Origin of the sequence: Pseudoalteromonas sp. Of7M-16, assembly GCF_022347805.1 — a bacterium.
GTDB lineage: Bacteria > Pseudomonadota > Gammaproteobacteria > Enterobacterales > Alteromonadaceae > Pseudoalteromonas > Pseudoalteromonas luteoviolacea_F.
On record NZ_JAKRFY010000035.1, the window covers coordinates 86,767 to 112,121 of the forward strand.

Here is a 25,355-nt window from a genome sequence, read left to right on the forward strand (position 1 = left end):
AATTTGCCTCTTAAACGGTAAAAAGTTACCCGTTTATGTTCTTTAGGTGATTTTATCAACAACTTTATACTATCCTCCCTGTAGAGAGGTTTTGGAGAGCGCACTTGCTGATCTTTGGTCGAATATACTTGCATCCAGATAGGAGCCTTCGTTATGGTGCGCTATCCCAGCGAACGTTAAGGAACCCCTGTGTTAAACGCCATTGTTAAACCACTCAGTGCTATTGCACTGGCATTAAGTCTGTCAGCGTGTCAGACGACATCAACTAATCCAGATCAAACTTTTGTGGCATTGTCCGAGCAGGTAATGGCGTTTCGTGCTGAGATAGATAGCTCTGCCATTACATCGCTGGACGCGGAATTTTTGTTGGAAGATATGTCAGCACAAGGCTTGGCCAACAAAAATCAGCGCAGGTTGGCTTTGTTAGCACAGTTCGATGCAATTGATGAATCTCAGCTTAGTGCTGAAAATCAGATCAATTTTGCGATTTTACGGGCACAGGTACAAAATAAAGTCGATTTGTATCACTATAAACATCACTATGTACCGCTGTTGTCTGAATCTGGATTTCACACCTCGCTGATGTTTAAGATCAGAGAGCATGACTTTACCACAGCCCTTGGTTATCAGCTGTTGATTGAACGCATCAAACAATTACCAAGGTACTTTTCTCAGCAAATGGCATGGATGCGAGAGGGCATGAAAATAGGTTTAACCCAACCTAAAGTGGTGTTGAAAGGGTTTGAGTCTTCTATAACCGCTTATATAGCAGTGGAGGATGTTGAGCGTTCACCATTTTATGCGCCATTTAAAGTTAACCAAGCGGGTTTGCCTGATGCCGAATTTAAGCAGCTGCAGCAGCAAGCAAAAACGGCCATTCTCCAATATGCAAATCCAGCTTATCAGTCCTACTATGACTTTTTCGTCAATGAGTATCGACCTGCTGCGAAGGATGATATTGCTTGGTCTACCTCTCCAAATGGCAAGGCATTTTATATAAATCGCGCTAAGCATTTCACCACAACTTCTATGACACCCAAGCAGATCCATGAGCTGGGACTGCAAGAAGTGAAGCGCATTCGTACTGAAATGGATAAAATCATCAAAAAGGTCGGTTTTGACGGCACTTTTGCGGAATTTGTCGAATTTTTGCGAACAGATCCACAATTTTATGCCAAGACTCCGGAAGAATTGTTAAAAGAAGCTTCATTTATCGCGAAAAAGATGGATGCGCAGTTACCAAAGTTCTTCTATACATCCACTTTGCCGCGCGTGCCATATGGGGTTGCGCCAGTGCCAGACAGCTTAGCACCTAAGTACACCACGGGTCGCTATCTCAGCCCATCAACGGAAACGGATGCGGGTTATTACTGGGTAAATACTTATGCACTGGATAAAAGGCCTTTGTATGTATTAGAAGCGTTGACCCTTCATGAAGGCGTGCCAGGGCACCATTTACAAATTTCCATGAATGACGAGTTAACTCAATTACCCGAATATCGAAGTGAATATATTTCGGCATTTGGTGAGGGGTGGGGACTTTATTCAGAATATCTAGGTATTGAAGCCGGGTTTTATCAAGATCCCTACAGTGATTTTGGTCGGCTAACCTATGAAATGTGGCGTGCAGCCCGTTTGGTTGTAGATACGGGAATACATATGTTTGGCTGGAGTCGTGAGCAAGCGATGCAGTTCATGCAAGATAACACGGCATTGTCGTTACATAACGTAAAAACAGAAACGGACCGCTATATTTCTTGGCCTGGGCAAGCCCTGTCATACAAGGTGGGAGAACTGACAATTAGACGTCTCAGAGCTGAGGCTGAGCAAGCACTAGGTGAGCGGTTTGAAATCCGCGAGTTCCATCATCAAATCTTGAAAAATGGCTCAGTACCGCTGTTTGTTCTTGAAGCACAAATTGCTAAGTATATTGAACAGGCGCAAATGCAAAAATAATCACAGTGAAAAGGCCGCCATTAGGCGGCTTTTTTATTAGTGGACAAAGCTGATAATGAGCTGATAAAAATCATCAGTAGAGCGACAGCTTTTTGCATTGAGGATTAATTGTTCCCCCAACAACAGAGTTTGTTTTTGAACCGCCAAGCGCTTGTCAGCGGCTTCGATTTCATCAATATCTGCCACATGCGCCAATCCGATGGTGCGGCGGATAAGCTCTGTCCCACAATAGCCCATAGCGTCTTGCAGTACTTCTTGTAAAAATTGCTCGCTGTAACCTGGTGCTTGCAACGCTAAATCTCGGCCTTCTTCTTTTGCCAGTGTTAGCCACTGCTGCTCAAATACTTGCAGGCAAGTAGAAATGGTATTGAGTAAATAGCTGTGCAAGTCACGGCGTTTGGGGGCTTCGGCAACACGGCCATTATGCGCGCAGTAATTGAGTAGTAAGTTTCCAATAAATGAACCCAAATCAAACCCAATAGGCCCAAAAAAACCAAATTCAGGATCGATAAACTTGGTTTGATTTTGTGCTACAAAGATACTTCCTGTATGAACGTCGCCATGCAGCAATGTCTGAGGCGAAGAAAAGAACTTACTTTTCAGTCGGGCGACATGGATCAGCAATGTGTTGTTTTGTCGCAGTAGGTGAACTTGCTCTGTTAATTCTGTTGGAAAGTTATTGCGCTCATTTACTCGGTAGGGGTCGTCGAAAAATAAATCTTCAGTGATAGAGCAAAGCTCTGGGTTGGTGAACTCTTGTACCAAGGCTTTTTTATCTGCTGGAGATAAGTAAAAGTCTGAGTGGTAAAAGCTCGTTCTTGCAAGATAAGTTGCGACATCCGAGCCCAGCTGGCGAAATGTTTGCCCTTGGTTAAGTTCGCCACGCAAGATAGCCAAATCGCCGAGATCTTCCAAAATAGTCACTGCCAGTTCGCTATCGTGGTGAAGCACCTTTGCTGTTAACTCAGGGCAGACCTTACCATGTTTTTGCAAAACACTTGCTTCAATCCTAGCCCTATCTAAGGTTAGAGGCCAGCTTTCACCAACACAACGTGCATAGGGCAGGGCTTGCTTCAAAATGATGCTTCGCTGGTTTGTATCTTGGATACGGAACACCAAATTGAGATTGCCATCACCAAACTCATAGCAAGAAAGCACAGAGTCTGTAGGAAAGAATTGCCCCAGTTCTTGGACGTAACTTAAGGCGGTGTCGTTATTAAAGGCAACGTATTTGCTCACTGTTATTCACCAAAAATTAAAGTAACTTTTGGCATTCTATATTTTTAAATGTTTAGATGTCTATACATCTTTAGATCTTTATGTAGAATGAGTAACAATATTAACTGCCTATCCTTTAAACAAAATGAAAGACTTAATCGCTCAAAGTTTGAAATATCAAGATGGTAAAGTGCAGGTGCTTGACCAATATTTATTGCCACATCAGGAGGTTTGGCATGTATGTCAAACTGTCAGTGAGATGCAGGGTCTGATCAATAACCTTCAAGTACGAGGCGCGCCTTTAATTGGCCTAGCGGCAACGTTACTGGTGGCATATCTGGCTGAGCAGGGCGGATCACAGCAAGAATTAGGTCAGGCGATAGATGATTTAGAAGCTACGCGTCCAACGGCGGTGAATCTCAAACACTGTATGGATAGATTGAGAGCGGTAGTAAACAATGAGCGATATGTTGAGTCGGTTGTTGCCGTCGCTGAACAATTATTTGAAGAAGATATTGCTCTGTGTAAACGTATTGCGGAGCATGGTGTTGAGCTAATCAATGCTGGGGATAACATTCTAACCCACTGCAATACAGGAGCACTGGCTACAGCGGGAATTGGCACTGCACTTGGCGTGATTTATCAAGCAGCACAGCGCCATGGCAATATTCATGTCTGGGTAGATGAAACGCGCCCTTTATTACAAGGTGGGCGGTTGACTGCGTATGAGCTTGCTCGCTGGCAGATCCCGTACACTTTATTGTGCGATAGCATGGCAGCTTCTTTGATGGCTGCAGGCAAGGTGGACAAAATATTTGTCGGTGCGGATAGGGTGGCGGCAAATGGTGATTTTGCAAATAAGGTCGGCACGTATAACCTAGCTGTGTTAGCACATTTTCATCAGATACCTTTTTATGTGGTGGCGCCAAAAACGACTTTCGATCCACTGTGTGCCAGCGGACAAGACATTGAAATAGAGCAGCGCAGTGCACTTGAAGTGACAGGTGTGAGTGGCAGTTTTGGTGACTGTCAGTGGGCACCCAAGCAAGCTGATGTTTATAATCCTGCTTTTGATGTGACACCGGCAAGGTTGGTAACTGGCTGGGTATTTGACAGCGGTGTATATACCAAACCCGTGTTTTCAGCGCTGTAATGTGAAGTGACACGGTAGGTTATGTCTGTCCAATGTGTCACTGTGAGATTAGAATTTAGTCTAAAATTGGAAATTGCTTTGCAATGTTCGACCCTGTTTCTTTGGCAACCCAACCTTCGGTGTTATTGAATAGGCGAATGGCTGTGAACTCAGGATCACTGCCCATATCAAACCAATGAGGTGTGTTTTCTGGCACGGAGATCAAGTCGCCTTGTTGACACAGCACTTGATACACTTTGTCTTGAATATGTAGGCAAAATAAACCTTGTCCTGCGACAAAAAAACGTACTTCATCTTCACTGTGGGTGTGCTCAAAAAGAAATTTCTCGCGTAATTGTGCCGCATTCGGATTACCTTTTTGCAGCGCGATCACATCAACAGTTTGATATCCACCCTGTGCTTTTAAGCGTGTGATATCTTGCTGGTATGCATCTATGATGTCTGCTTCTGCAGCATCATGTGCCAGTATTTGTGTTGCTTGCCACTGTTCAAAGCGCACCCCAACTTCAGCAAGTTGCTGGGTAATTTTTATGGCATCGTCACTTTGAAACGTTGCCGTATTTGGCTGATGTTCTTGGTAGATGTGTAAGTAACTCATGACGGTTTCTCATCTTTTATTTGTTCAAAGTCGGTTATGAAGTCATGTTGGGGGCTTGTTGTTTGCCCATCGCGCCACAACTGTAATGTCTGCATTCCCGCTTCTTTCGCTGCATCAAGCTCTGCGACTACATCACTTAAAAAAAGGATTTCGTGTGCAGCAAAGGGGACACTTTGAAGGATGTTGTGATATGACTGGGTTTGCTGCTTAGCTCCTACTCGGGTATCAAAATAGTCGCTAAATAACGGTCGCATATCACCAAAATCTGAATGCGCGAAAAGTAGTTGTTGCGCTTTGACTGAGCCAGATGAATAGACGTACAGTACGATTCCTGACTGCTGCTGGTCGGTTAAATAGGTGTAAGCATCCGGGTAGATATGGCCCGTAAAGTCTCCTTGTTGATAGCCATTTTGCCAGATCAAACCTTGCAACTGTTTAAGTGGGGTGATTTTTTTATCGGCTGCAATCCAGCCGAGCAAAGTATCTATGACGGTTTCTAAGCTCGCATTCGGTTGATTTATCTCTGCTCTAACCGCTTCTATTTGAGCGCTTACCTGTGGCTCATGCTGCGCATTTATAACAAAGTCAGTGAGGTGTTTTGCAGCATAAGGAAAAAGAATGTCTTTAACGAATGATATGCGAGTAATTGTGCCTTCAATATCTGTGAGTATGGCTTTTATCATTTTACTGCTCCTTCTAGTTTTATCCGCTCCAACTCACAAGCAAATAAAAACTCTAACCCTTCAATGTGTCGGCGTGTTTCAAAAATACTGTTGCCAAGCGCGTACAGGCCGTGACCACGGATCAAGACACCGTGGGTAATTGGGTATGATTGATGGTGTTTAGCTACGCGCTCTGCCAAGGCTGGAATATCCTGATCATTATCAAAAATGGCAATGGAAAGTGTATCGAGATGACTTTGAATACCGGATAGTGATTTTTGCATTTCATATCCTGTAACCGCAAAGTTGTCGCTGCGTATAAAGCGCGAAAGTACCGTAGCTGCAACAGAATGTGTATGTAAAATACAACCAGATTGAGGTTGCAACTCATACAGTTTTAAGTGTAAGGCGGTTTCAGCGGAAGGCTTGCCTTCACCAGAGACAATATTACCTTGTTGGTCTAATTCTAAAAATTGCTCAGGGGTTAGGTGCCCTTTATCAAAGCCACTGGCGGTGACGACAAAGCCATCATCGGTCTTCATCGAAAAATTACCACCCGTTGCAGGGACCCAACCTTGTTGGTTTACCCAGCGTCCAGCGTCAATCAGTGCTTGTTTTGCTGCCTTTGTTTGCATATTCGATCTACCTTAAGAGGTTTGGACGGCTATACTTCTATCTTTGGCAATGATAGCATCGCTTTATCGCCTACGCCATAACCAAAAGAGTTACAATATGGAAAGTAAATTACCAGATGTCGGTACCAGTATCTTTACTAAGATGACGGGTCTTGCCAATGCACATGGTGCGCTTAACTTGTCGCAAGGATTTCCAGAGTTTGATACTCCGACTAAGCTAAAGCAAGCACTGGCCGAGCAAACGCTCGCAGGCAACAATCAATATGCACCTTCACCAGGCGTTGCTGCGCTACAACAAGAGATTGCTGCACTAGTGGCGCGTCGATATCAGCAAGACATTGATGCCAGCGCGCAGGTGACGGTGACCGCAGGCGCGACAGAGGCCTTGTTTGTCGCTATTCAAGCACTGGTCCGCGACGGTGATGAAGTTATCGTCTTTGACCCCGCTTATGACTCTTATCGACCTGCTGTAGAATTGGCGAGGGGCAAAACTGTACACATTCCATTAAGTGCGCCGGATTATGAGATAGATTGGACTTTGGTGAGCAACAAAATTACCGAGAAAACTCGTGCGATCATCATAAACTCTCCACACAACCCCAGTGCAAAAACACTCAAGCAAGTTGATTTAGACTCGCTGAAAACGCTTTTGGATCAGCATGATATATACCTTATCAGTGATGAAGTGTACGAGCATATTACATTTGATGGCGCATCGCACCTAAGTGTATTGCGTGACCCAGCGCTATCTGAGCGCGCTTTTGTGATCTCGAGTTTCGGTAAAACCTTCCATTGTACGGGATGGAAAATGGGCTACTGCGTGGCTCCGCCTGCACTGTCGAGTGAGTTCAGAAAAATTCACCAGTTTGTCAACTTCTCTAGTTTTACACCAGCACAGTTTGCCTTGGCTGAAATGTTGCGTGACGCGCCTGAGCATGTCGATGAGTTATCTGACTTCTATCAGCAAAAACGCGATGTGTTAGTGCAAGCGCTCGCCCCAAGTCGATTCAAGGTTTTACCTAGTGAAGGCACGTACTTTTTATTACTAGATTACAGTGATATTTCAACGCTGGATGATGTTACATTTTGCCAGCAATTGATTGAGCAAAGTGGTGTAGCCGCTATTCCGTTAAGTGTGTTTTATGAAAAACCAACACAGGATAAAATTATTCGTCTGTGTTTTGCAAAAGAGACCGATACACTTATCGCAGCGGCGGAGAAACTATGTCAACTTTAACGGTTAGTTTGGTGCAGTACGACATTGCCTGGCTGTCACCAGAGCAAAATTTTACTACTATTGAGCAGCTGACAGCAGCACCCACAGGGTGTGATCTATTGCTGTTGCCTGAGACCTTTGCCACAGGCTTTGCGCTGCAACAAGCCACCGCAGAGCAGGCCGCACTGGCGCTGAGTTTTATGCAGCAACTAGCTGAGCGTTTGCAATGTGTGGTGGCAGGTTCCGTGCTGGTCCCCAACGGTGATAAGAAAGCGAACCGCTTTTATTGGGTTTGGCCTGATGGGTCGCAGCAAACATACGATAAACGCCATTTATTTTGTCTCGGCAATGAAGGCCAGTATGTGACGCAGGGCTGTGAAAGAAAAATTTTTGAAATCAACGGTTTTAAGCTCTTGCCTCAAGTGTGTTATGACTTGCGCTTTCCTGTCTTTCAACGCAGTAAAAACGACTATGATGTGATGGTAAATGTTGCAAACTGGCCATCCGCAAGGCGCTTTGCTTGGGATACCTTGTTACGTGCCCGTGCTATCGAAAATCAGTGTTTTGTATTGGCTACAAACCGAATAGGTCCAGATGGCAAAGGTGTTGCCCACGATGGGGGAACCATAGCACTGGACTATTTAGGTCAGACTATTGAGCAGGTGGATGACAATCTGACGGGCGTTGTGACGGTCTCTCTGGATAAAGGTAAACTGGCTGAATACAAAAGCCAATTCCCAGCACACCTAGATGCTGATGGGTTTGAGATTACATTATAAAGATTAGTGGAGCAGCCAGTGCCGCTCCACTGAGTTTAAACATTGTATTGATGTACGAGTAGGGCTTGATTAGGCTCTGTCATTTCTTGTGATTGTGTGCGTGGTTCATCGGCCAGCGTAAAGTAGTTCAGTAAGTTTTTCATCTCCATTGCTTGAGTTGCCATTCGCTTTGCTGCGGACATGGTTTCTTCTGTGATTGCGGAGTTTTCCTGAATTAAATCTGTCAGTCGCTGAACGACCACATCTACTTCTTCGATAGCTTGCTTCTGAGTTATCGTCGAGCGATTAATACTGACAATATTGTCGTTTACATCGGCCACGGCTTGAACAATATGATCCAGCTTTTCACCTGAGCTGTTAGCCAAAGTGGTGCCCTGTTGGACCTTATCGTTACTATTGCTGATAATGTCTTTAATTTGTTTTGCTGAAGCGGCGCTTCGCCCGGCAAGCTCTCGCACTTCATTGGCAACCACAGCGAAGCCTCGACCGTTTTCACCTGCACGCGCAGCTTCCACAGCTGCGTTTAAGGCCAAGAGATTCGTTTGAAAAGCTAGCTCGTCGATGACTGAAACGATTTCATTAATATCTTTGCTGGCGGTGTTTACTTCATCAATGGCGCGTACTGTATCTTGCGAAAGTGTGCCTCCTTCTTTGGCAATGTGTTCTGCATTATGGGACTTTTCAACGGCGGTTTCAGATTGCTGTACGACTAGGGTGAGCTCTTCTAACATGTGGCCTGTACTGGCGCTGGCCTCTTCCAAGTTGGCTGCCTGCTCCTCGGTGCGTCGACTTATCTCCGCATTACTGGCGGCTATCTCTTCGGTACTGTGAGCAACTAAGCTGGCGGCACTTTGAATACTCTCGATCACGTGGGTGAGCTTTTGTGTGGTAGTGTTTACGTCTTGTTGCAGTGTGGCAAAGACACCTTGATAGTTGCCTTGAATGTGGCTGTTTAAGTTACCTTTAGCAATGGCGCTGAGACTATCGGTCACGGCGTGTATTGCATCTGAAACCGCGTCAATGGAGCTGTTAACATCCTCTTTCAAGCACAGCAGTTGCCCTTGTAATGAAGACTCTATCTTGTGAGAAAAGTCGCCTTCACTCATCGCTGCCATAACACTGACAAGCTCCTCGATGACCTGATCAAGGTTATTGACGGTATTATTGATATCATTTTTTAGGGTTGATAACTGTCCTTTAAGCGGAGAGTTAATAGTGCGGTCAAAACGGCCATGGCTAATCGCCATCATGACCGATGAAATTTCTCCGATGGCTTGATCTAATCCGGAGATTGAGAGGTTTATATTACTTTTTAATTGCCCGAGTTGGCCATGGGCGGGGGTAGAAATAGTATGTTTAAAATCTCCCTCGCTGACAGCCTCCATGGTGTTGCCGATATCTTGAATAATGGCTTCAAGGTTGTCCATGCTTTGATTTGTATCGACTTTGAGCTGTGCTAATTGTCCAGATAAAGGGTGTGTGATCCGTTTAGAAAAGTCTCCATTGCTAATTGCGCTCATGGTACAACTGAGTTCGTCAATTGCACCACTTAAACTGCGGATCGAATTATTCACACAATCTTTAAGCCGCGCCAAACTACCACTGGCAGCGACTTCGACTTGCATCTTGAATTGGCCTTGCTCAACAGAAGTCATAACGGTCACAATGTCATTCATGGTGTCATCAATGGAGGTAACTGAGCGGTTAATATTGGATTTCAATGTGTTTAAGTCGCCACTTAACTGAGCTTCGATCTGCTGATCAAATTGTCCTTTTGCCATCGCTTTCATCACAAAGTTGATCTCGCCCAGCGCAGTTTCTAAGCAGCCAGCACATTCGTTTGTGGCATCTTTTAATTCTTTTAGCTCGCCATTGCATGGCGCGCTGATACGATCGTTGAATTTCCCTTTGGCCATTTGATTTAATACGCGATTGGCTTCTGATATCGATAGTTGCAGTGCATCGAGCAAGGAATTGAATGCTTGGGCGCATTGCCCTATTTCGTCTCTTGAGCTGATCTCAGCGCGGAGCGAGAAGTCACCGCGAGATTGCACTGCGCGCATAGTATTAACTAAATTGTGGACAGGCCGAGATAGGCTTCTGGCAAACCACAGTGCTGTAAAAAGAATCACTACAATACTGATGACCATAACAATTGCCATAGTTTGTCGCAGCGATACAACGGGAGCAAAGGCCTCTGCCTCATCAATTTCGGCCAGCAGTGCCCAGCGTACATCAAAGACTTGAAGATCACTGTATGCGGATAACACTGGGTTACCATTGTAGTCGATAACGACCTTTTGCCCTTGCTGGCCCTGCATGGCCAGTTTGTAAGATTCAGTGGCTATGGCACCAGTTTCGGGGTTTGCAAAAGATGCCTTCACGGAGTGATTGACCGGATCTAAATATGAGTCTGAGCGCATTAAACCATCTGGGCCGACTAAATATGTTTCGCCACTTTGGCCGAGCCCATGACGTTCGCTCATGATTTCATTGAGGGCATCAATAGAAAGCTGAAATATTAAAGTTGCTTGGGAAATACCTGCGAAGTCCAATGGCATGGCAACAAAACTGGCTGGTGTATTGTAGGAAGGTAGATACGGCTCATAGTCGGCAAACAGCATTTGATCTTGCTCTATCAGCGCCCGAGTGAATACATCGGCGATGCTACTATTGGCATAAGGACCTGTTTTGAGCGAGGTTGCAAAATCCACTTCTTTAAACACAGAATAGACAATATTGCCGCTGTAGTTATCCACGATGAAGATATCGTAAAGTTGGTAAACTTCAGTGAGTTTTCGGAAAAATTCATGATGGCGCTGGTGGGCTTTGTCATAAGCATCGAGGTGACCAGTCGCTTTCAATGTGTCTTTTTCTCCGATGGGGTTGGGGTTGTCGGCAATATAGCGGGTTTGCAGTGTCACCCCTTGTCCTGACAATGAATCTAATAGTGAGTTGAGCGCGACCTTGCTATTAGTTTGCTGCTCGAAACGAGGCAAAAACTCTTGCTGGTAAAAGCGTTGTAAATTATTGGGTAGGTTGTCGGTTGATTCTATTTCATCAAATCCATCTAGCAAGTCTTGTGTTGCTTCAAGCAGATAAGGGTTGATGGCTAGTGCCTGGAGTTTATCCTCGACGGTTTTAAAGTGTCTTTCGATGGCGCGTTTTTTCACCTTCCCGACAGCGCCCAACTGTGCATATACCTGTTCGCTAATTGTGTTGGACGCTTGGATTAACGAAAAGGTAATAATGACAGCTGTGGGGATGAGGGCGACCAGTAAAAAAGCGATCATCAGCTTTTTTGCTAAATCGAGAGATTTTAAGAAGTGACGAATACGAGACATAAGTGGCCCTCCGATCCTTGTATTCTGGCATTTGTACGACGCAAGTGTTGCTACATGATTCTGCCTACTGATTGTTTACTAACGGCTTTCAATCAGCATAAACCACACAAAAAGTGTGGCTAATAAACGTACAGAATTAACGTTAGTGTAGATCACTTCCCGATAAGATCTAGCGTTGGGAAGTTGCAAAAATTGCTGCTTTTTTGATTTTTGAATGCGTTGCTTGGTAACTCTGAATATTGCAATAATGAGAGGTGAGCGAATTGTGTTGTGAATTTTTGATGACTTATGAGCAGAAATAAAAAAGAAGCAGCGTATGCTGCTTCCTTTTTCTGATTTATAGCTTAGCTATTAGTGCTTCCAGTGATACTTGTGTGCTTTTTCTTCCATGTACGCTTCCGTGTCAGGGTGCATTGGCGTCTTATTTCCATTTTCAAAGAAGAATGGCTGACGCTTACGCGTGTCGTTACCGATTTCGTTCATGGTCGCCGCATCATATACACGGCCATTTAGAATGGTGTAGGTCACTTTTTCTGACTCGCGAATGTCGTTTAGGACATCGCCATCAATAATGACTAAATCCGCAAGCTTACCTTTTTCAATGGTGCCAATGTCGTGGTCCATCGCAAGGTATCTGGCACCATCAATGGTACCGCTGCGCAGCGCTTCCCAAGCACTAAAGCCACCTTGTGCCATTGACCATAGTTCCCAGTGTGCGCCTAAACCTTCTCGCTGGCCGTGTGCACCAATATGAACCGTTACACCTTTGTCGCGCAATTGTTTTGCCGATTTTGCAGCATCGATGTGGTTGTAGTGGTGTTCAGGTGCCTTTTCACGACGGATAGACATAGGTTTAACCACATATTCAGGCACAAAGCTCATGAGTCGCTCGTTTTCCCAAACATTAGTGGTGTTGTAGAAATAGTCTTCACCCTTGATCCCGCCGTACGCTACGTTGAAAGTTGGCGTGAAGCCCGCTTCCGTTTGACTCCACATTTGCGTAACGTCTGAGTAGATATTCGGGATAGGCAGAGCATGTTCAAGGCCAGTATGACCATCGATGATCATGTTCATGTTTTGCTGGAACTTCGAACCGCCCTCTGGCACCACCATTATTTCCATTTGTTTTGCCGCTTCAAGTACTTGTTGGCGAGTATCACGGCGAGGGTGGTTGTAACTCTTAACTGAGATTGCACCGGCATCTTTGAGGCGCTTAACATGGAATTGAGCATCTTCTAAATTGTTGATTGGCGTTTTATAACCTGGGGCTTCACCTGCGTATAAAATACGGCCTACAGAGTAAATACGCGGAGCAACGGTTAAACCAGCACGCTGTAGCTCAGCCATAGAGAATACTTCGTTAGAGTTGTTAGATGGATCGTGAATAGTGGTTACACCAAAGCTTACATTTGAGAATTGGTTCCAGTTTTGCTCAGGCTGTAGTTCGCGACTACCGTAGCTACCGTGTGCGTGTGCATCAACAAGACCTGGAATAACCGTTTTACCCTTGATATCCATCACTTTTGCAGAGTTCGGAATGGTGACATCGCCACGCGCGCCCACTGCGATAATGCGGTTGTCTTCGATAAGTACCACACCGTCTTCGATAACTTCTTGTTGGTTCTCTGCATCACGCATCGTTACAACTTTACCACCAACCAACGCCAATAAACCTTTTGGCTTGTCTGAAGGTTGCTCGAAGCTTAAATCGATACCTTCTGCGGTTAACTCATCTAGGTTATCTGCAGCATTCTCTACAAACGAGAAAGTATCAGTCAGTTTACGTTGGTATAAGTTTGGACCAAATGCCCAAGTCAGAGCACTGCTGTCTGCCTTCCAGTTTAGGAAGTCACCAGAGTACTTAGATACTTGCTTTACAGGGAAAGACTTACCGCCTTTGTTGATCGATAGTGTTTTACCTGTGCTAGTAAATGGGGCAACGAATGTATTGAAGTGCTCAATAAAAGCGACATAGTTGCCATCAGGAGAGACCTTGTAATCAAAGATGTATTCGCCTTTGAAATGGCTGCGCTCTTCATGACCGTTTAAGTCGACACTTTTCAACTCTCGACTGGTTTCGCTGCTGGCAACTGAGAAATAAATGCGCTTGGGATCGGCACCAAAGTGTGGGTTGTCACCGCTTTTTACAACGCGCTTGGCTTCGCCACCTTTTGCATCGACTAGGTAAATGCCCGGGTGCATTGACCAATCACCACTCAATAGGTAACCCCCAGTTACTTTCTTGAACAAGATCTTTTTACCATCTGGCGAGAAGCTAGGTGAAATGTAGTGACCTGGGTCTTGGGTAATGACACGGCCTTTGCCGCCTTTGGCTGAAACAACACGGATACTGCCTAGTTCCTGATCATCCCATGTCGTATAGACAATGTATTTACCATCGCGTGAGTAGCTTGGGTAAAATTCAAAGTGGTCATTTTGTTTGGTCACTCGACGCACTTTGCCAGATTCAATGTCTTTGACATAAAGGTGACCCAAAGCTTGGAACAATGCTGTTTCGCCGTTTGGTGAGAGCTGTGACCAACGTGCCAGCTTGACTTTAAAGTTGTCAGGCGCCACATCAACCGCAAATTTTAATGCTGGCGTGATTTCTTTTTCCGTTACGACGCGAGTAGGAATAACTTGCGCTTGTTTTGTAGCAATATCCACTTTGTGGAATACGCCACCTGACCAAAATACTAAAGCTTTGCCATCTGGTGTATAGGCAAACGCCGGTGTATTACCTTGTGCACCGTTGGCTTCTTGCAGGTCTCGATCTAGGCCTGTGAAGATCTGTGTTTCGATACCAGACTTTAAATCTTTGATATACAGTGCACTGATCATTTTCTCGCCATTGTCTTCACGCTTTACAAACGCCAGAGACTTGCCATCAGGACTTGGCGTTGGACGGATCGCACCACCTGCACCGCGAATAACTGTTTCTTCTTCGCCAGTTGCTAGATCCCAAGAGCGAACTTCAAATACCGAAGTAAGAGCATTTTTGTTGTATTGCCAGCGTACACCCGGTGTGGCGTCCACTGAGTAGTATATTTTTTTGCCATCAGTTGAGAACGCAGGCTCTGCAATATTCTTTTGTGATTTGGCTCCGTGCAATCTCTCACGTACTAGCACGCCTTTACCACCTGAAATGTGGTACATGCGAATAGAACCACCCGGGATAGTACGGCCAGTTACTTGCCCTTGTTTTACCGCGATATACTGACCATCAGGTGACCATGATGGATTGTGCAGTAGGTTGTGTGACTCATCAGATACTTGACGCATATTGCTGCCATCAATATCCATTACCCATAGGTTTTCAGCACCCGCGCGATCGGAAATAAACGCGATATGTTTGCCATCAGGTGAGAATTTTGGTTGGAAGTTCCAAGCACGATCACTGGTAATGGCCTTCGCTTTACCGCCTGAAATTGGCATAACGTAAATATCACCTAGCATGTCGAAGATCACGTGTTGGCCATCTGGGCTAACATCCACGTTACTCCAAGTTGTTTCGTTGGTATCTATGGTGATTGTTTGTTTTTCACCTGGTGGGTTGAGTACATCCCACTTTGCGGTGCTTTCTTCTGCGCCTGAGGCGGCAAGAGAAGGAGTGCTTAGTCCGATCAATGCGGCACCTATCGCAGCGGCAATAGGTGATTTAAATAGTGCCATGGTGTATTCCTATGTGTTGTCAAGCCAAGTCTCAGTCTGTTGCTGAGTTTTGGTTTCTTGTCTTGTTGTGAGCTTATTTTCTATTTACCCGGGTAGGATGGCGAATTTTTTAACTAAAGTCGATAATGTGTCGATAAAAGTGCGCTCATTTGCGGCAACTTTGCATTATTTTTATACAGCTTATGAGGCGTTTGTATTAATTCTTGAGCAAATAGAAAAGTAACTTTGTCAGTAAGGCAAGATCGCAGCTCCCAAAGGAAGCTGCAATTTTCACTATTAGCTTAATGTTTGTTGGCGAACAAATTGTAAATAGGCCTCTAAACTTTTTTGCCACAGTGCCATCGCCTGAGTTAAATCATCGTCGCACTGTTTGCCATCTAGCAGGCGACGTTCTATTTTTTTCAAAGCGAGGCCATAACGGTTAAAACCTAATTGCAAGGCGGTACTGGCTTGGCGGTGGAGGGACTTAATACATTGTTCTTCATCTTCACTTAAGAGCTGTTGGATATGGATCAGTTTGTTTCGGGCAGATAACACAAACTCATTGTATATTGACGATACTTCATCTTCACTAAAGCCACTTTTAAGGGAATTAACCGCCGTATCATCATATAAAGTGTCGCTTAACTCTACACGCATATCCGGTTTTTGGGCTTTTTGTGAGTCACTGATCGCCTGACGTAGTTTTTCTTGTTTGATGGGCTTACCCACCACATCTTTGATCCCTAGAGAAAGGTATTCTTTGATCTCTTCAGGGCTTAAGCTCGCGGTGAAAGCTAAAAATGGCGTGCGCTTGTTTTTGTGTTCAATGGTTTGCAGATGCCTAAGTACCTCTTGCCCAGTAAAATCAGGTAAATTCATATCTAGTAATACCACGTCAAACACATGCTCTTTGAGGTGTTCTATGGCACTTGAACCATCGTAAGCCAATTTGATTTTATGTTCGTCCGCAGCCATAAATTCGATGGCGATCTTACGGTTTAAATCTAGGTCTTCGACCAACAGCACAGACAGTCCGGTGGGATATTCTGGGTTGTGATGGCGCTGCTCAACCAAGCTTAGCTCGCCGACAGGCAGGCTGACGTCAAAGCTAAATGAACTGCCTTTACCCAACTCACTGATGATTTCAAGTTGGCTACCCAGCTTGCTGAGAAGGCGCGCTGTTATCGCTAAACCAAGACCTGTGCCTCCTTTGGTTTTACCTGCATTACTTTGCACATAAGGTTCGGTCAGTTTGTCGATGTCTTCCTCTTCAATACCTGGGCCTGAGTCGACCACGCTAAATCGAACAATATGTGACATATTGGCCTCTTCGAGCAGCTCAACACGCAGTTTTACTTCGCCTTTGTCGGTAAATTTAATGGCGTTGCCGACGAGGTTGAGTAAAATTTGCCGCAGTTTTTGTTGGTCGCAGTAGTAGCACACTTGATCGGGCAAGTCGTAGAGTAGGGTAAAGGTGAGCTTCTTTTGCTCGGCCAACGGGCTCATCAATAAACACAGGTTATCTAGCCAGCTTTTAAGTTCAACGTCTTCAGACGACAGTACCTCGTCGCTCTGATCTAAACTAGCGTAGTCTAAGACTTTATCAATCAATAAGTTGAGTGACTCAGCTGAATTAATAATGGCCTCACAATAGGCCTTGCTGTGTTGATCGTGGCTGCGATTTAGGACCAATTGCGCACTGCCTAAAATGCCATTGAGTGGCGTGCGGATCTCATGGCTGATGGTAGATAAAAACAAGCCGCGAATTTCGAGGTCTTTTTGCGCTTTTTCTGTGAGATTGTTGAGGTTGAGCTCGCGTCTTTCATTACAGAGTAGCGCCATACCGGTTGCATAGAATATAGGAGCCAGTACACCGTTGAAAAATATGGCAATAGAAAACCAAGGATCAGCAAAAAGAGAAACTTGGTTAACTTCGCCCATGAATACCGTGCGACCAATGAATGCAGTAAAGATAAACCCCAGTACGATTAAATAGACGATGCTACCGTTGGGGTATTGCTTACGGGCATAACGAATAAAGTAATAGCTGAGAAGAATTGCCTCGACAATATGCTGAAGGTCAGAGATCAAGATCCGCTTTCGCAAATTGTCATCCACCATCGCATAATAGATTAATGCTGACAGTAGCGCTAAGGTAGCAAAAAGATAACTTCTAAATTCAACGCCCCGCTGTCCGAGGAACTGACTTATTGCCCAACAATGTATGATTGAAGCGAGAAACAGTAAGGTGTTGGCAATGCCGATGGTTTGCCACTGCGAGAGAAAGCTATGCAGTGCGAACATGGATATGGCGGCAAACAAAATTAATGGATAGAAAATATACAGCAATACACCGGGTGTATTTTTATTTGCACGCCACGTTAAATAATTAATGAGCGTCATCATTGCCGTCATCGCTGCACTGGCTACATACAGGGTTTTGTGGTCCAACATAGGGGCTTTGTTAACAATTAAAAGACGTACCTAGGATAGAGCGAAGACTCAGCGCAGTAAAGCGATGCACCGAGAAATTAATGAGATGGCTTGTCGAGCTGTTACATGATAAGTCTAAAAAACAAAAAGCATGCTAACAGCATGCTTTTTGACAGAACAGGGAAGTGTACGTTGTGTATTAACGTATCTCGTCAGGGATATTTTGCTGTGCCCATGACAAAAGTTCGATACGGTTACGGCACTTAGTTTTACGAAATGCACTATATAGGTGAGTTTTCACCGTATGTGGGCTGATATTTAAATCTTCCGCAATTTCTTTATTTTTAGCGCCTTTACTCATCAGAGAAATGATCGCTTTTTCACGCTTAGTGAGTTTTACTGGCTCGATATCACCTTCAGTCAGTTTATGAAGCGCATCTTTGTTAAATTGCAGCATGCGATTTAACGCATTACACATGATCTCACGACGATACCAAAGCTGATCTTCCATCAGTAGGCGGATGCCTTTCATCAATACATCTGCATTATCTGTGGTATAAAATACACCGCGAATGCCGCTGAGTAATGCACGATTAGCCAATTCTGGGTTTTCATCTAAGTTGAACAGCACGATGTCGCAACTGACTTTGAGGTTAACTAACTGCTCTTTCAGCTTGCCCCATGCATCATTGACTGCTGTCTCAATAAAAAGCAACCGAGTATCTTCTGGTACTTCGGAAATATCAGTTCCTGTGACGACGTCTAGCCCTTGTGTTTTTAACAGGGGTTGCAAAACGTTTATTCCTATCGTGTTGATAGGCTCTTTATCTAGCAATAAAAATGCAGTACTGCTCATTTGAAAAACACTCTCATTCTGTCTGATAACGCAATGCTAACACGTGAATCAGACCTTTTGTATTAGAAATTTCATCAATAAAAAGAAGTTTACGATATAAAGTGTGGCACGATAGCCTATTTTGTAAACGACCAAATTCAGATAAAGCTTCAACTGGTTGATTAAATTATAAATTTTTTTTCGTAGAGTAATAGCTTAGTTAATTACATTCATTAACAAAGAATAATTTAAGATACTACTTTTTTCCTACTTTGGTACGGAGGCCAACCCATTTCCAGTCCTGCTAGAACATGTAAGTGAATGTGGTATACGGTTTGTCCACCATCATTATTGCAATTCATAACAACGCGATAACCATCCTCAGCAAATCCGTGCTCTTTCGCAAGTTTAGCTGCTACTAAATGTAAGTGCCCAACTAAGTGCGCATTTTCTTCGTTCACGTCGTTAATTGTTGCGATCGGCTGCTTTGGGATCACCAAAACATGAAATGGAGCCTGTGGACTAATATCCTTAAATGCAAGCGCCTTATCGTCTTCGTACACAATATCTGCAGGTATTTCACGATTAATTATTTTTGTAAAAATCGTCTCTTGGCTCATTACTTTTATCCTTATATACGTTAGTTTAGCTGTTCAGCATAGCGCGGACTCAACAAGATACAAGGGAAATTACAATTCATGCTTATTCATAATTGTAACTAAATTTGGCACAAATACCTTACCCCACCAAGGTAGCAATCAAATAAAGAGGAAATATGAAGAAAAATAGTATATTTGGAATTTTTATAGCACTTTATAGTGGTATTTCTGTTGCTGGGGAAGTTAATTTCCCAGAAGAATTGCTGCCTTTACAAGTTAATGACCGAGAAATTGAACATTCATTTTTTAACAAAGTGCGCACGTTAGAATTGCCGGCAGGTGTTCACCGGATCAAGGTGAAGTATTCAGATTTATTTGAGCTGGACTACGACGAACATGAGGTGGTTGACTCAAAGCCATTTTGGGTGGAAGTAGACATTAAGGAAAGTGATTATCAAGTGCGCTTTAAATCCATAGAAACGGTAGAGCAAGCTCGTGCTTTTGCAAAGTCACCTACTATTTGGCTACAAGCTAAGCAAGGAAACAAAGTGTCGGCTAGTCGTGTGAGCGAAGCGACAAAGCCGGTTGCTGCGCCAGTACATGTGTCTGTGACAAATGATACAACTGCCGCAAAAATAGATAACGATAAGCCAGCGCCGAGTGCAGGAAAACCCGATGCTGTATCAATGCTTGAATTTTGGTGGCAACAGGCTACACCGGAGCAACGCGCGGCATTTTTAGCTTCCATTGAAGCACAGCATTGATTGTGTATCCTAATGTGGAAATTTGTCAGAGATAAAGCAATGTGCTTTATCTCTGAGGGCGTGTTTATTTGAAAATAGCGTCAACAGTTCCCTGCGCCAGTGGGTGGTAACCTGCTCGAGCATTCTGATAAACGCGATATGCCCACTCACGCTTATCCGTCTTAGCCAATGCTTTATATAGTGGAACAATCAATTTACGTCGGCCAATTCCTGTTAGGTGCTTGTCCAGTGCTGGGTAGATAGCTTGGTAGCCATTGCCGACTGCGAGCATATACCAAGCAAATGCTAATTCGGCATTGCTTGAATTTGTTAGGTTAAAGGCTTTGTCCAGTGCCTGCATCTTGTCCAACGACAGATCCCTTGGCAAATTATTTAAAAAGTGTAGCCACTCATGTACCGTCCAGTTTTGTGTCGGCAGGGTGTCGAGTTGCTTGCTTCCACTTAGCCAAGCCTGCATGTGCGCATCAACTTGATTAAATGCGTTGGAGGTTGGGGTAGGGGCATCTGCAGGGAGTCCTGGTTGGTATATCCACTCTTTGGCTTTGTCCAGAGATACGACACCCGGATGTTTTTTCAGTAGGTGCTTATCCAAATACTGCACAAATTCAGCGGTAGTCAGTGATTTAAAAGCGTAAGCATCAAAGTAACCTTTGACAAACACGTCAAATTTTTCGCGGCCAAACTTTTCTTCAAGGTAAATGAGAAATAACTGGCCTTTAATATAGGGCACTTTGCTGAACGCATCATCAGGATCGCGGCCATTGAGCTTTAAGTTTAGACGTGTATCGGGTGCTGGAATGTTGTTGAGCTGCGCGCGCAGTCCTGCGGCATCCAATGCTTGTTCCATAACTGCACGATCACGGCCAAACACTTCTTCCATGATCCGGTTTTCAACATAAGAGGTGAATCCTTCATTGAGCCACAAGTCTTCCCAAGTGGCATTGGTAACAAGGTTACCTGACCAAGAATGTGCAAGCTCATGTGCGATCAAGTTTACTAAGCTTTTATCTCCCGCAACAACAGTTGGTGTGATAAAAGATAAACGCGGGTTTTCCATACCGCCAAATGGGAAGCTTGGTGGCAACATTAATAAGTCATATCTACCCCATGCATATTCACCATACATGGCATTGGTTTTGTCTATCATCGCCTGCGTATCGTTAAACTCAGCCACAGAAGCTTCGAGGATTTGTGGCTCTGCGAAAATAGCTGTTTGGTGAGACATTTCTTTGTATTCAAGATTACCGGCACCAATGGCGATTAAATAAGGTGGAATAGCTTGGGGCATATCAAACCAATAATCGCCGTCTTTTACAAAAGCTTCTGAATTATCGGCACTCATCACAGCGCGTACATCTTTGGGTGTTTGGATACGGGCGGTATAAGTGGTGCGCATCGCTGGGGTATCTTGTACAGGGATCCAACTTCTGGCATGAATAGCTTGAGACTGGCTATACATAAATGGGTGTGTTTTGCTGGCAGTTTGCATCGGTGTTAACCACTGTAAGCCAGAAGCTTGAGGCAAGCTATTGTAGTAAATACGCGCTTTGGTCGCTTGTTGTTTAAACTTAATTGTTAGCTTAGCGCCTTTTACCCCATTGCGAGGTGCCAATGTGAACTGGGCTGGGTGCCACTTTCCCTGAGGTGTTTGGTACATTACGCGATCAATCTCAAGATCGCGTGTATCTAACACTAATGTACGGGCGTGTTTGTTTTGCCACTTTAATGTGTGCTCGACAAACCCTTCTAGCTGTTTGTCATCAAAGTCAATATCTAAATCTAAGTGTAAGTGTGTGCTCACTACATCATCTAGATTGGCAAAAGTGTGTTCATCGACGGCTTTTGCCGCCAAAACAGTGTGAGAGAGGCCCGCCAGTGCGAGGCCAAATGTTAAGGCTGAGAGTTTCATTTTTATCCTTGCTCATGATTGAGAGTTATCTCTGTTATACCACTTCAGTATATAAATGACACTCGGATGCGTTGGAGACATCAATCGGGTAAACTAGGGAAAATAGTTGGTATTTTGAAAGGCGCTGCCAGTGCACTCTTTACAGTCCTTACATACATTTGCTTTGCCCACTCGCTGCCGTGAATTGTTGCGCATAGAAGTGCCAGAGCAGTTAACTTGCATCGATTTTGACCCCCCCTTTTTCATTTTGGGAGAAGGCAGTAACTGTATTTTTCTAGAAGATTTTCACGGTAAGGTCGTACTGATGGCCAATCGTGGTATTGAAGTCACAGAAACCGAACAACACTATGTGGTGAAAGCTAGTGCTGGAGAAAATTGGCATCAACTGGTGCTCAAACTTCTGGACATGGGTATTGGTGGATTGGAAAACCTTGCTTTGATCCCAGGTACTGTGGGGGCCGCTCCGGTGCAAAATATAGGTGCTTATGGTGTCGAATTGGCAGATGTGTTTGACTCTCTCACGGGGTATAACATAGAAACAAAGATGTTTGAGGAGCTAGACAAGGCTGCTTGTCATTTTGGCTATCGAGATTCGATCTTCAAAGGGGCGTTGCAAGGGCGCTTTGTTATCACTCAGGTGGTGCTTAAATTACCCAAACAGTGGCGACCAGTATTAAATTATGGGCCATTACAAGATCTTGTTGGACAGACTGTGAATGCAAAGGACATCGCAGAGCGGGTGATGCAGATCCGATGCAGTAAATTACCAGATCCTAGCGTGTGTGCCAATGCCGGAAGTTTTTTCAAAAACCCAGTAGTTAGCAAAGAAGTTGCGTGTAAATTGCGTGAGCAGTATGCAGATATGCCCGTTTATCCGGTGAGTGATCTCACGGTTAAACTCGCTGCGGGTTGGCTCATTGAGCAAGCGGGGCTGAAAGGGCACCGAATAGGGGGGATCAGTGTCTATGACAAACAAGCACTGGTCTTGGTCAATGATCAACAAGGGCAGGGGGCAGAACTGTTAAATATGATTGCACACATTCAGCAGGCTGTATCAGAAAAGTTTGCCATAGCATTGACACCTGAGGTGAGGTTGATTGCCCAGCAAGGTGAGTGGGTTCAAGGAGATAACCATGGTTAAAGCTCCCGTCGGCAACAAACTTGCTATATTGAGTGCATTGAGCCGCGACCATTTTATTTCCGGTCAAGCACTGGGTGAGGATCTCGGTATTAGCCGAGCAGCCGTCTCTAAGCATATCAAATCATTACAAGATATGGGCATTGATATTTTTAAGGTATCGGGAAAAGGCTATCGACTCAATCACAGTTTACCGCTGTTAGACCAAAATAAAATTTTGCCTGTTTGGCAAGCGCTCAGTGATAACCCTTGTCGTATAGAAGTACAGCCTATAATCGACTCAACCAACAGCGAGTTGATGCGCCGCATCCAAACTAATGTCGATGATTTAAACTCGGGACATGTACTCGTTGCTGAAATGCAGCAGGCGGGCAGGGGCCGTCGCGGAAGGCAATGGCAGTCACCATTTGGGGCAAATTTATATTATAGCTATTACTGGCATTTTGAAGAGGGTATGCAAGCCGCTATGGGGGTGTCGGTTGCTGTTGGCCTAGCCGTTTACGATGCCCTAAAAGCACTATATGAAATAGACGTCCAGTTAAAATGGCCAAATGATATTTATATTAATGAACACAAATTAGCGGGTGTGCTGGTGGAGTTAGATGGCCAAATGGAGGGTCCATGTCATTTAGTGATTGGTATTGGGCTAAATGTGGCGATGCCGAATACCGCTGCGCAATACATTGACCAAGCATGGACTGACTTAAGCCAACACATTACTGATATTGATAAAAATCAGCTTGTGGTGGTACTGACATTATGTTTGCAAAAGCGCCTCCACATGTACCAAAAGAATGGACTGAGCGAGATGGTAGCACAGTGGAATGAACTCAATGCATTTCGCGATCAGGCTGTCAGTTTGAGTACAGGGCAACGGCAATGGCGCGGGATCTGTGAAGGAATTGACCAACAGGGTGGATTGATATTGCGCCAAGATGGCGAGTGCAAAACCTATTATGGTGGCGAACTATCACTGCGTAAGGAAGGCTAATGCGATTACTTGTTGATGTCGGCAATACGGCTGTAAAAGTTGCGCTAGAGCGCGGTGGTAATATCTCGGTTATCAGTGAGGTACATATACCTTGGCAAAAGATAGAGGAGGTATTGATAGCTCAGGTGGGTGGCAATGAAGGTCTTGAACCGATATTGCACAATGCCCAATTACACCAAATCCCTCATTATTTTGCGTCCGTTTCAGCTTCGCTGGGGGGGCTCAAGTGCGCCTATCCTGAATTTAAAAATTTAGGGATCGACAGATGGTTGACTGTGGTGGCGAGCTATCATTTATTTCCTAATAAAGCTTGTATTATTGTCGATTCAGGCACGGCAACTAAAGTGGATGTTCTCGGAGCCGATGGTCAGCATCAAGGTGGATGGATATTACCGGGTTTAGACATGATGATTGAAAGCTTGGTTGCCAATACGCAAAAAGTATTCAGCGATTCAACTACCTCGTTTGATACAGTGCTTGGGATCAATACGCCCAATGCTGTAAAAAATGCAGCCTTAAGCGCCACTGTCGCACTGGCTAAACAAGCTGTGGAACAAACCGAGCATGTGGGCAATGAAATACAGCTGATTTATGCGGGTGGATACGGTGAGTTGATACAGCAACACCTTGATCCATCAGGAATCTATTTTGATGACTTGGTAATGCAAGGGCTGGTGTTTTGGCGTAAATATCAGCAAAACGTTTAAATAATGAATGTTTTGTCGTAAATATGAGCATTTAAACAAGAAATTGCGATTTTTTTTGATTTAACTGTTGCATAGTGTCATCGGTTGCTCTAATATCTCGCCCCGTACTAAAGCAGTGCCGACTTAGCTCAGTTGGTAGAGCAACTGACTTGTAATCAGTAGGTCATCCGTTCGACTCGGATAGTCGGCACCATCTTTATAAGATTTAGAACACGCTTTAGAAAAGAATTTTTATGTGGAGGGGTTCCCGAGCGGCCAAAGGGATCAGACTGTAAATCTGACGGCTCAGCCTTCGCTGGTTCGAATCCAGCTCCCTCCACCACTTTATTCTTGACGGTTCTGAGGTAGTTAAGAACAGGTTCCTAAAGCGGGCATCGTATAATGGCTATTACCTCAGCCTTCCAAGCTGATGATGCGGGTTCGATTCCCGCTGCCCGCTCCAGATTTCTGGTGTGCTGATATAGCTCAGTTGGTAGAGCGCACCCTTGGTAAGGGTGAGGTCGGCAGTTCAAATCTGCCTATCAGCACCAGTCTCCGGATCTTCCCAAATACTTCCTTTGATTTGTCACAAAAACATTTATAATTGTAAAGAATAAACCTAATCCGCGCGCGCGTGGATTATTTTTATATGTAATCTAGATACACAAAAACTTATAGGTTCCGTCATGGCAAAAGAAAAGTTTGAACGTTCGAAACCGCACGTAAACGTAGGTACAATCGGCCACGTTGACCACGGTAAAACAACTCTAACTGCAGCAATCACT

Annotated in this window: 19 protein-coding genes and 4 tRNA genes; 13 read left to right on the forward strand and 10 right to left on the reverse strand. The window is 44.5% G+C overall.

The features are described from left to right. Window positions 1-189: 189 nt before the first annotated feature. Window positions 190-1,956 carry a DUF885 domain-containing protein gene (locus MHN81_RS25265; RefSeq protein ID WP_023400224.1) on the forward strand — a complete coding sequence of 589 codons (1,767 nt, stop codon included), beginning with the start codon at window positions 190-192 and terminating at the stop codon, window positions 1,954-1,956. 36 nt (window positions 1,957-1,992) lie between these two features. On the opposite strand, the gene mtnK is transcribed toward MHN81_RS25265, so the two are convergent. Further along, window positions 1,993-3,195 (reverse strand): S-methyl-5-thioribose kinase, encoded by a 1,203-nt coding sequence (gene mtnK / locus MHN81_RS25270; RefSeq protein WP_023400223.1) that lies wholly within the window; start codon window positions 3,193-3,195, stop codon window positions 1,993-1,995. 124 nt (window positions 3,196-3,319) lie between these two features. Between mtnK and mtnA the strand changes: the two genes are divergently transcribed. Then, on the forward strand, window positions 3,320-4,327 hold the full coding sequence (gene mtnA / locus MHN81_RS25275; protein ID WP_239427075.1) for an S-methyl-5-thioribose-1-phosphate isomerase: 1,008 nt from the start codon (window positions 3,320-3,322) through the stop codon (window positions 4,325-4,327). A 55-nt stretch (window positions 4,328-4,382) separates the two neighbouring features. Here mtnA and MHN81_RS25280 read toward each other — a convergent pair whose 3' ends face one another. Genes MHN81_RS25280 through MHN81_RS25290 form a run of 3 tightly spaced genes read right to left on the reverse strand, consistent with a single transcriptional unit; the run spans window position 4,383 to window position 6,222 of the window. Next, on the reverse strand, window positions 4,383-4,925 hold the full coding sequence (locus tag MHN81_RS25280) for an acireductone dioxygenase (RefSeq protein ID WP_239427076.1): 543 nt from the start codon (window positions 4,923-4,925) through the stop codon (window positions 4,383-4,385). Next, on the reverse strand, window positions 4,922-5,608 hold the full coding sequence (mtnC, locus tag MHN81_RS25285; protein WP_023400220.1) for an acireductone synthase: 687 nt from the start codon (window positions 5,606-5,608) through the stop codon (window positions 4,922-4,924). Before mtnC ends, MHN81_RS25280 begins: the two co-directional genes overlap by 4 nt. Further along, window positions 5,605-6,222 (reverse strand): methylthioribulose 1-phosphate dehydratase, encoded by a 618-nt coding sequence (locus MHN81_RS25290; protein WP_239427077.1) that lies wholly within the window; start codon window positions 6,220-6,222, stop codon window positions 5,605-5,607. Before MHN81_RS25290 ends, mtnC begins: the two co-directional genes overlap by 4 nt. Before the next feature lie 97 nt (window positions 6,223-6,319). On the opposite strand from MHN81_RS25290, the gene MHN81_RS25295 reads away from it, so the two are divergent. Both MHN81_RS25295 and MHN81_RS25300 read left to right on the forward strand, forming a co-directional pair. Then, a complete protein-coding gene (locus tag MHN81_RS25295) occupies window positions 6,320-7,459 on the forward strand; it encodes a methionine aminotransferase (protein ID WP_239427078.1) in 1,140 nt (379 codons plus the stop codon). Beyond that, window positions 7,447-8,217, forward strand: a complete 771-nt coding sequence (locus MHN81_RS25300; RefSeq protein ID WP_023400217.1) for a nitrilase-related carbon-nitrogen hydrolase — start codon at window positions 7,447-7,449, stop codon at window positions 8,215-8,217. Before MHN81_RS25295 ends, MHN81_RS25300 begins: the two co-directional genes overlap by 13 nt. Before the next feature lie 35 nt (window positions 8,218-8,252). On the opposite strand, the gene MHN81_RS25305 is transcribed toward MHN81_RS25300, so the two are convergent. The 5 genes from MHN81_RS25305 to MHN81_RS25325 form a co-directional block, all read right to left on the reverse strand. After that, complete coding sequence (locus MHN81_RS25305; protein ID WP_239427079.1) at window positions 8,253-11,561, reverse strand: methyl-accepting chemotaxis protein; 3,309 nt, start codon at window positions 11,559-11,561, stop codon at window positions 8,253-8,255. Between the two features lie 351 nt (window positions 11,562-11,912). After that, window positions 11,913-15,233 (reverse strand): amidohydrolase family protein, encoded by a 3,321-nt coding sequence (locus MHN81_RS25310; protein WP_239427080.1) that lies wholly within the window; start codon window positions 15,231-15,233, stop codon window positions 11,913-11,915. A 276-nt stretch (window positions 15,234-15,509) separates the two neighbouring features. After that, window positions 15,510-17,669: an ATP-binding protein gene (locus MHN81_RS25315; RefSeq protein ID WP_239427081.1), complete on the reverse strand. Its 2,160-nt coding sequence runs from the start codon at window positions 17,667-17,669 to the stop codon at window positions 15,510-15,512. A 178-nt stretch (window positions 17,670-17,847) separates the two neighbouring features. Beyond that, window positions 17,848-18,504 carry a response regulator transcription factor gene (locus MHN81_RS25320; RefSeq protein ID WP_023400213.1) on the reverse strand — a complete coding sequence of 219 codons (657 nt, stop codon included), beginning with the start codon at window positions 18,502-18,504 and terminating at the stop codon, window positions 17,848-17,850. 227 nt (window positions 18,505-18,731) lie between these two features. After that, window positions 18,732-19,103, reverse strand: coding sequence for a histidine triad nucleotide-binding protein (locus tag MHN81_RS25325; protein WP_023400212.1), 372 nt, complete (start codon window positions 19,101-19,103; stop codon window positions 18,732-18,734). Between the two features lie 155 nt (window positions 19,104-19,258). Between MHN81_RS25325 and MHN81_RS25330 the strand changes: the two genes are divergently transcribed. Continuing rightward, on the forward strand, window positions 19,259-19,846 hold the full coding sequence (locus MHN81_RS25330; RefSeq protein WP_023400211.1) for a DUF2057 domain-containing protein: 588 nt from the start codon (window positions 19,259-19,261) through the stop codon (window positions 19,844-19,846). A gap of 64 nt (window positions 19,847-19,910) precedes the next feature. On the opposite strand, the gene MHN81_RS25335 is transcribed toward MHN81_RS25330, so the two are convergent. After that, window positions 19,911-21,755, reverse strand: a complete 1,845-nt coding sequence (locus MHN81_RS25335) for a M1 family metallopeptidase (RefSeq protein WP_023400210.1) — start codon at window positions 21,753-21,755, stop codon at window positions 19,911-19,913. Between the two features lie 130 nt (window positions 21,756-21,885). On the opposite strand from MHN81_RS25335, the gene murB reads away from it, so the two are divergent. The 8 genes from murB to MHN81_RS25375 form a co-directional block, all read left to right on the forward strand. Beyond that, the gene (gene murB, locus MHN81_RS25340; protein WP_023400209.1) at window positions 21,886-22,896 is read left to right on the forward strand and encodes a UDP-N-acetylmuramate dehydrogenase; all 1,011 of its coding nucleotides are present in this window, start codon (window positions 21,886-21,888) and stop codon (window positions 22,894-22,896) included. Further along, complete coding sequence (birA, locus tag MHN81_RS25345; protein WP_023400208.1) at window positions 22,889-23,884, forward strand: bifunctional biotin--[acetyl-CoA-carboxylase] ligase/biotin operon repressor BirA; 996 nt, start codon at window positions 22,889-22,891, stop codon at window positions 23,882-23,884. Before murB ends, birA begins: the two co-directional genes overlap by 8 nt. Further along, entirely contained in the window at window positions 23,884-24,591 is a 708-nt protein-coding gene (locus MHN81_RS25350) for a type III pantothenate kinase (RefSeq protein ID WP_023400207.1), read from the forward strand. Before birA ends, MHN81_RS25350 begins: the two co-directional genes overlap by 1 nt. Window positions 24,592-24,708: 117 nt before the next feature. Then, window positions 24,709-24,784 (forward strand) — tRNA-Thr (locus tag MHN81_RS25355). A gap of 44 nt (window positions 24,785-24,828) precedes the next feature. Beyond that, a tRNA-Tyr gene (locus MHN81_RS25360) sits at window positions 24,829-24,913 on the forward strand. A 45-nt stretch (window positions 24,914-24,958) separates the two neighbouring features. Next, window positions 24,959-25,033 (forward strand) — tRNA-Gly (locus MHN81_RS25365). 12 nt (window positions 25,034-25,045) lie between these two features. Beyond that, window positions 25,046-25,121: transfer RNA gene (locus MHN81_RS25370), tRNA-Thr, on the forward strand. A gap of 135 nt (window positions 25,122-25,256) precedes the next feature. Beyond that, a partial coding sequence (locus tag MHN81_RS25375; RefSeq protein ID WP_235408380.1) for a GTP-binding protein occupies window positions 25,257-25,355 on the forward strand: 99 nt, incomplete at its 3' end.

Excerpts from the sequence above, each read along its gene's own strand:
- mtnC (WP_023400220.1), bottom strand. The coding sequence starts at position 5,608 with ATGATAAAAGCCATACTCACAGATATTGAAGGCACAATTACTCGCATA.
- MHN81_RS25310 (WP_239427080.1), bottom strand. The coding sequence starts at position 15,233 with ATGGCACTATTTAAATCACCTATTGCCGCTGCGATAGGTGCCGCATTG.
- MHN81_RS25300 (WP_023400217.1), top strand. The coding sequence starts at position 7,447 with ATGTCAACTTTAACGGTTAGTTTGGTGCAGTACGACATTGCCTGGCTG.
- MHN81_RS25315 (WP_239427081.1), bottom strand. The coding sequence starts at position 17,669 with ATGTTGGACCACAAAACCCTGTATGTAGCCAGTGCAGCGATGACGGCA.
- MHN81_RS25350 (WP_023400207.1), top strand. The coding sequence starts at position 23,884 with ATGCGATTACTTGTTGATGTCGGCAATACGGCTGTAAAAGTTGCGCTA.
- MHN81_RS25335 (WP_023400210.1), bottom strand. The coding sequence starts at position 21,755 with ATGAAACTCTCAGCCTTAACATTTGGCCTCGCACTGGCGGGCCTCTCT.
- MHN81_RS25320 (WP_023400213.1), bottom strand. The coding sequence starts at position 18,504 with ATGAGCAGTACTGCATTTTTATTGCTAGATAAAGAGCCTATCAACACG.
- MHN81_RS25280 (WP_239427076.1), bottom strand. The coding sequence starts at position 4,925 with ATGAGTTACTTACACATCTACCAAGAACATCAGCCAAATACGGCAACG.
- MHN81_RS25330 (WP_023400211.1), top strand. The coding sequence starts at position 19,259 with ATGAAGAAAAATAGTATATTTGGAATTTTTATAGCACTTTATAGTGGT.
- MHN81_RS25295 (WP_239427078.1), top strand. The coding sequence starts at position 6,320 with ATGGAAAGTAAATTACCAGATGTCGGTACCAGTATCTTTACTAAGATG.
- MHN81_RS25305 (WP_239427079.1), bottom strand. The coding sequence starts at position 11,561 with ATGTCTCGTATTCGTCACTTCTTAAAATCTCTCGATTTAGCAAAAAAG.
- MHN81_RS25325 (WP_023400212.1), bottom strand. The coding sequence starts at position 19,103 with ATGAGCCAAGAGACGATTTTTACAAAAATAATTAATCGTGAAATACCT.
- mtnA (WP_239427075.1), top strand. The coding sequence starts at position 3,320 with ATGAAAGACTTAATCGCTCAAAGTTTGAAATATCAAGATGGTAAAGTG.
- birA (WP_023400208.1), top strand. The coding sequence starts at position 22,889 with ATGGTTAAAGCTCCCGTCGGCAACAAACTTGCTATATTGAGTGCATTG.
- MHN81_RS25290 (WP_239427077.1), bottom strand. The coding sequence starts at position 6,222 with ATGCAAACAAAGGCAGCAAAACAAGCACTGATTGACGCTGGACGCTGG.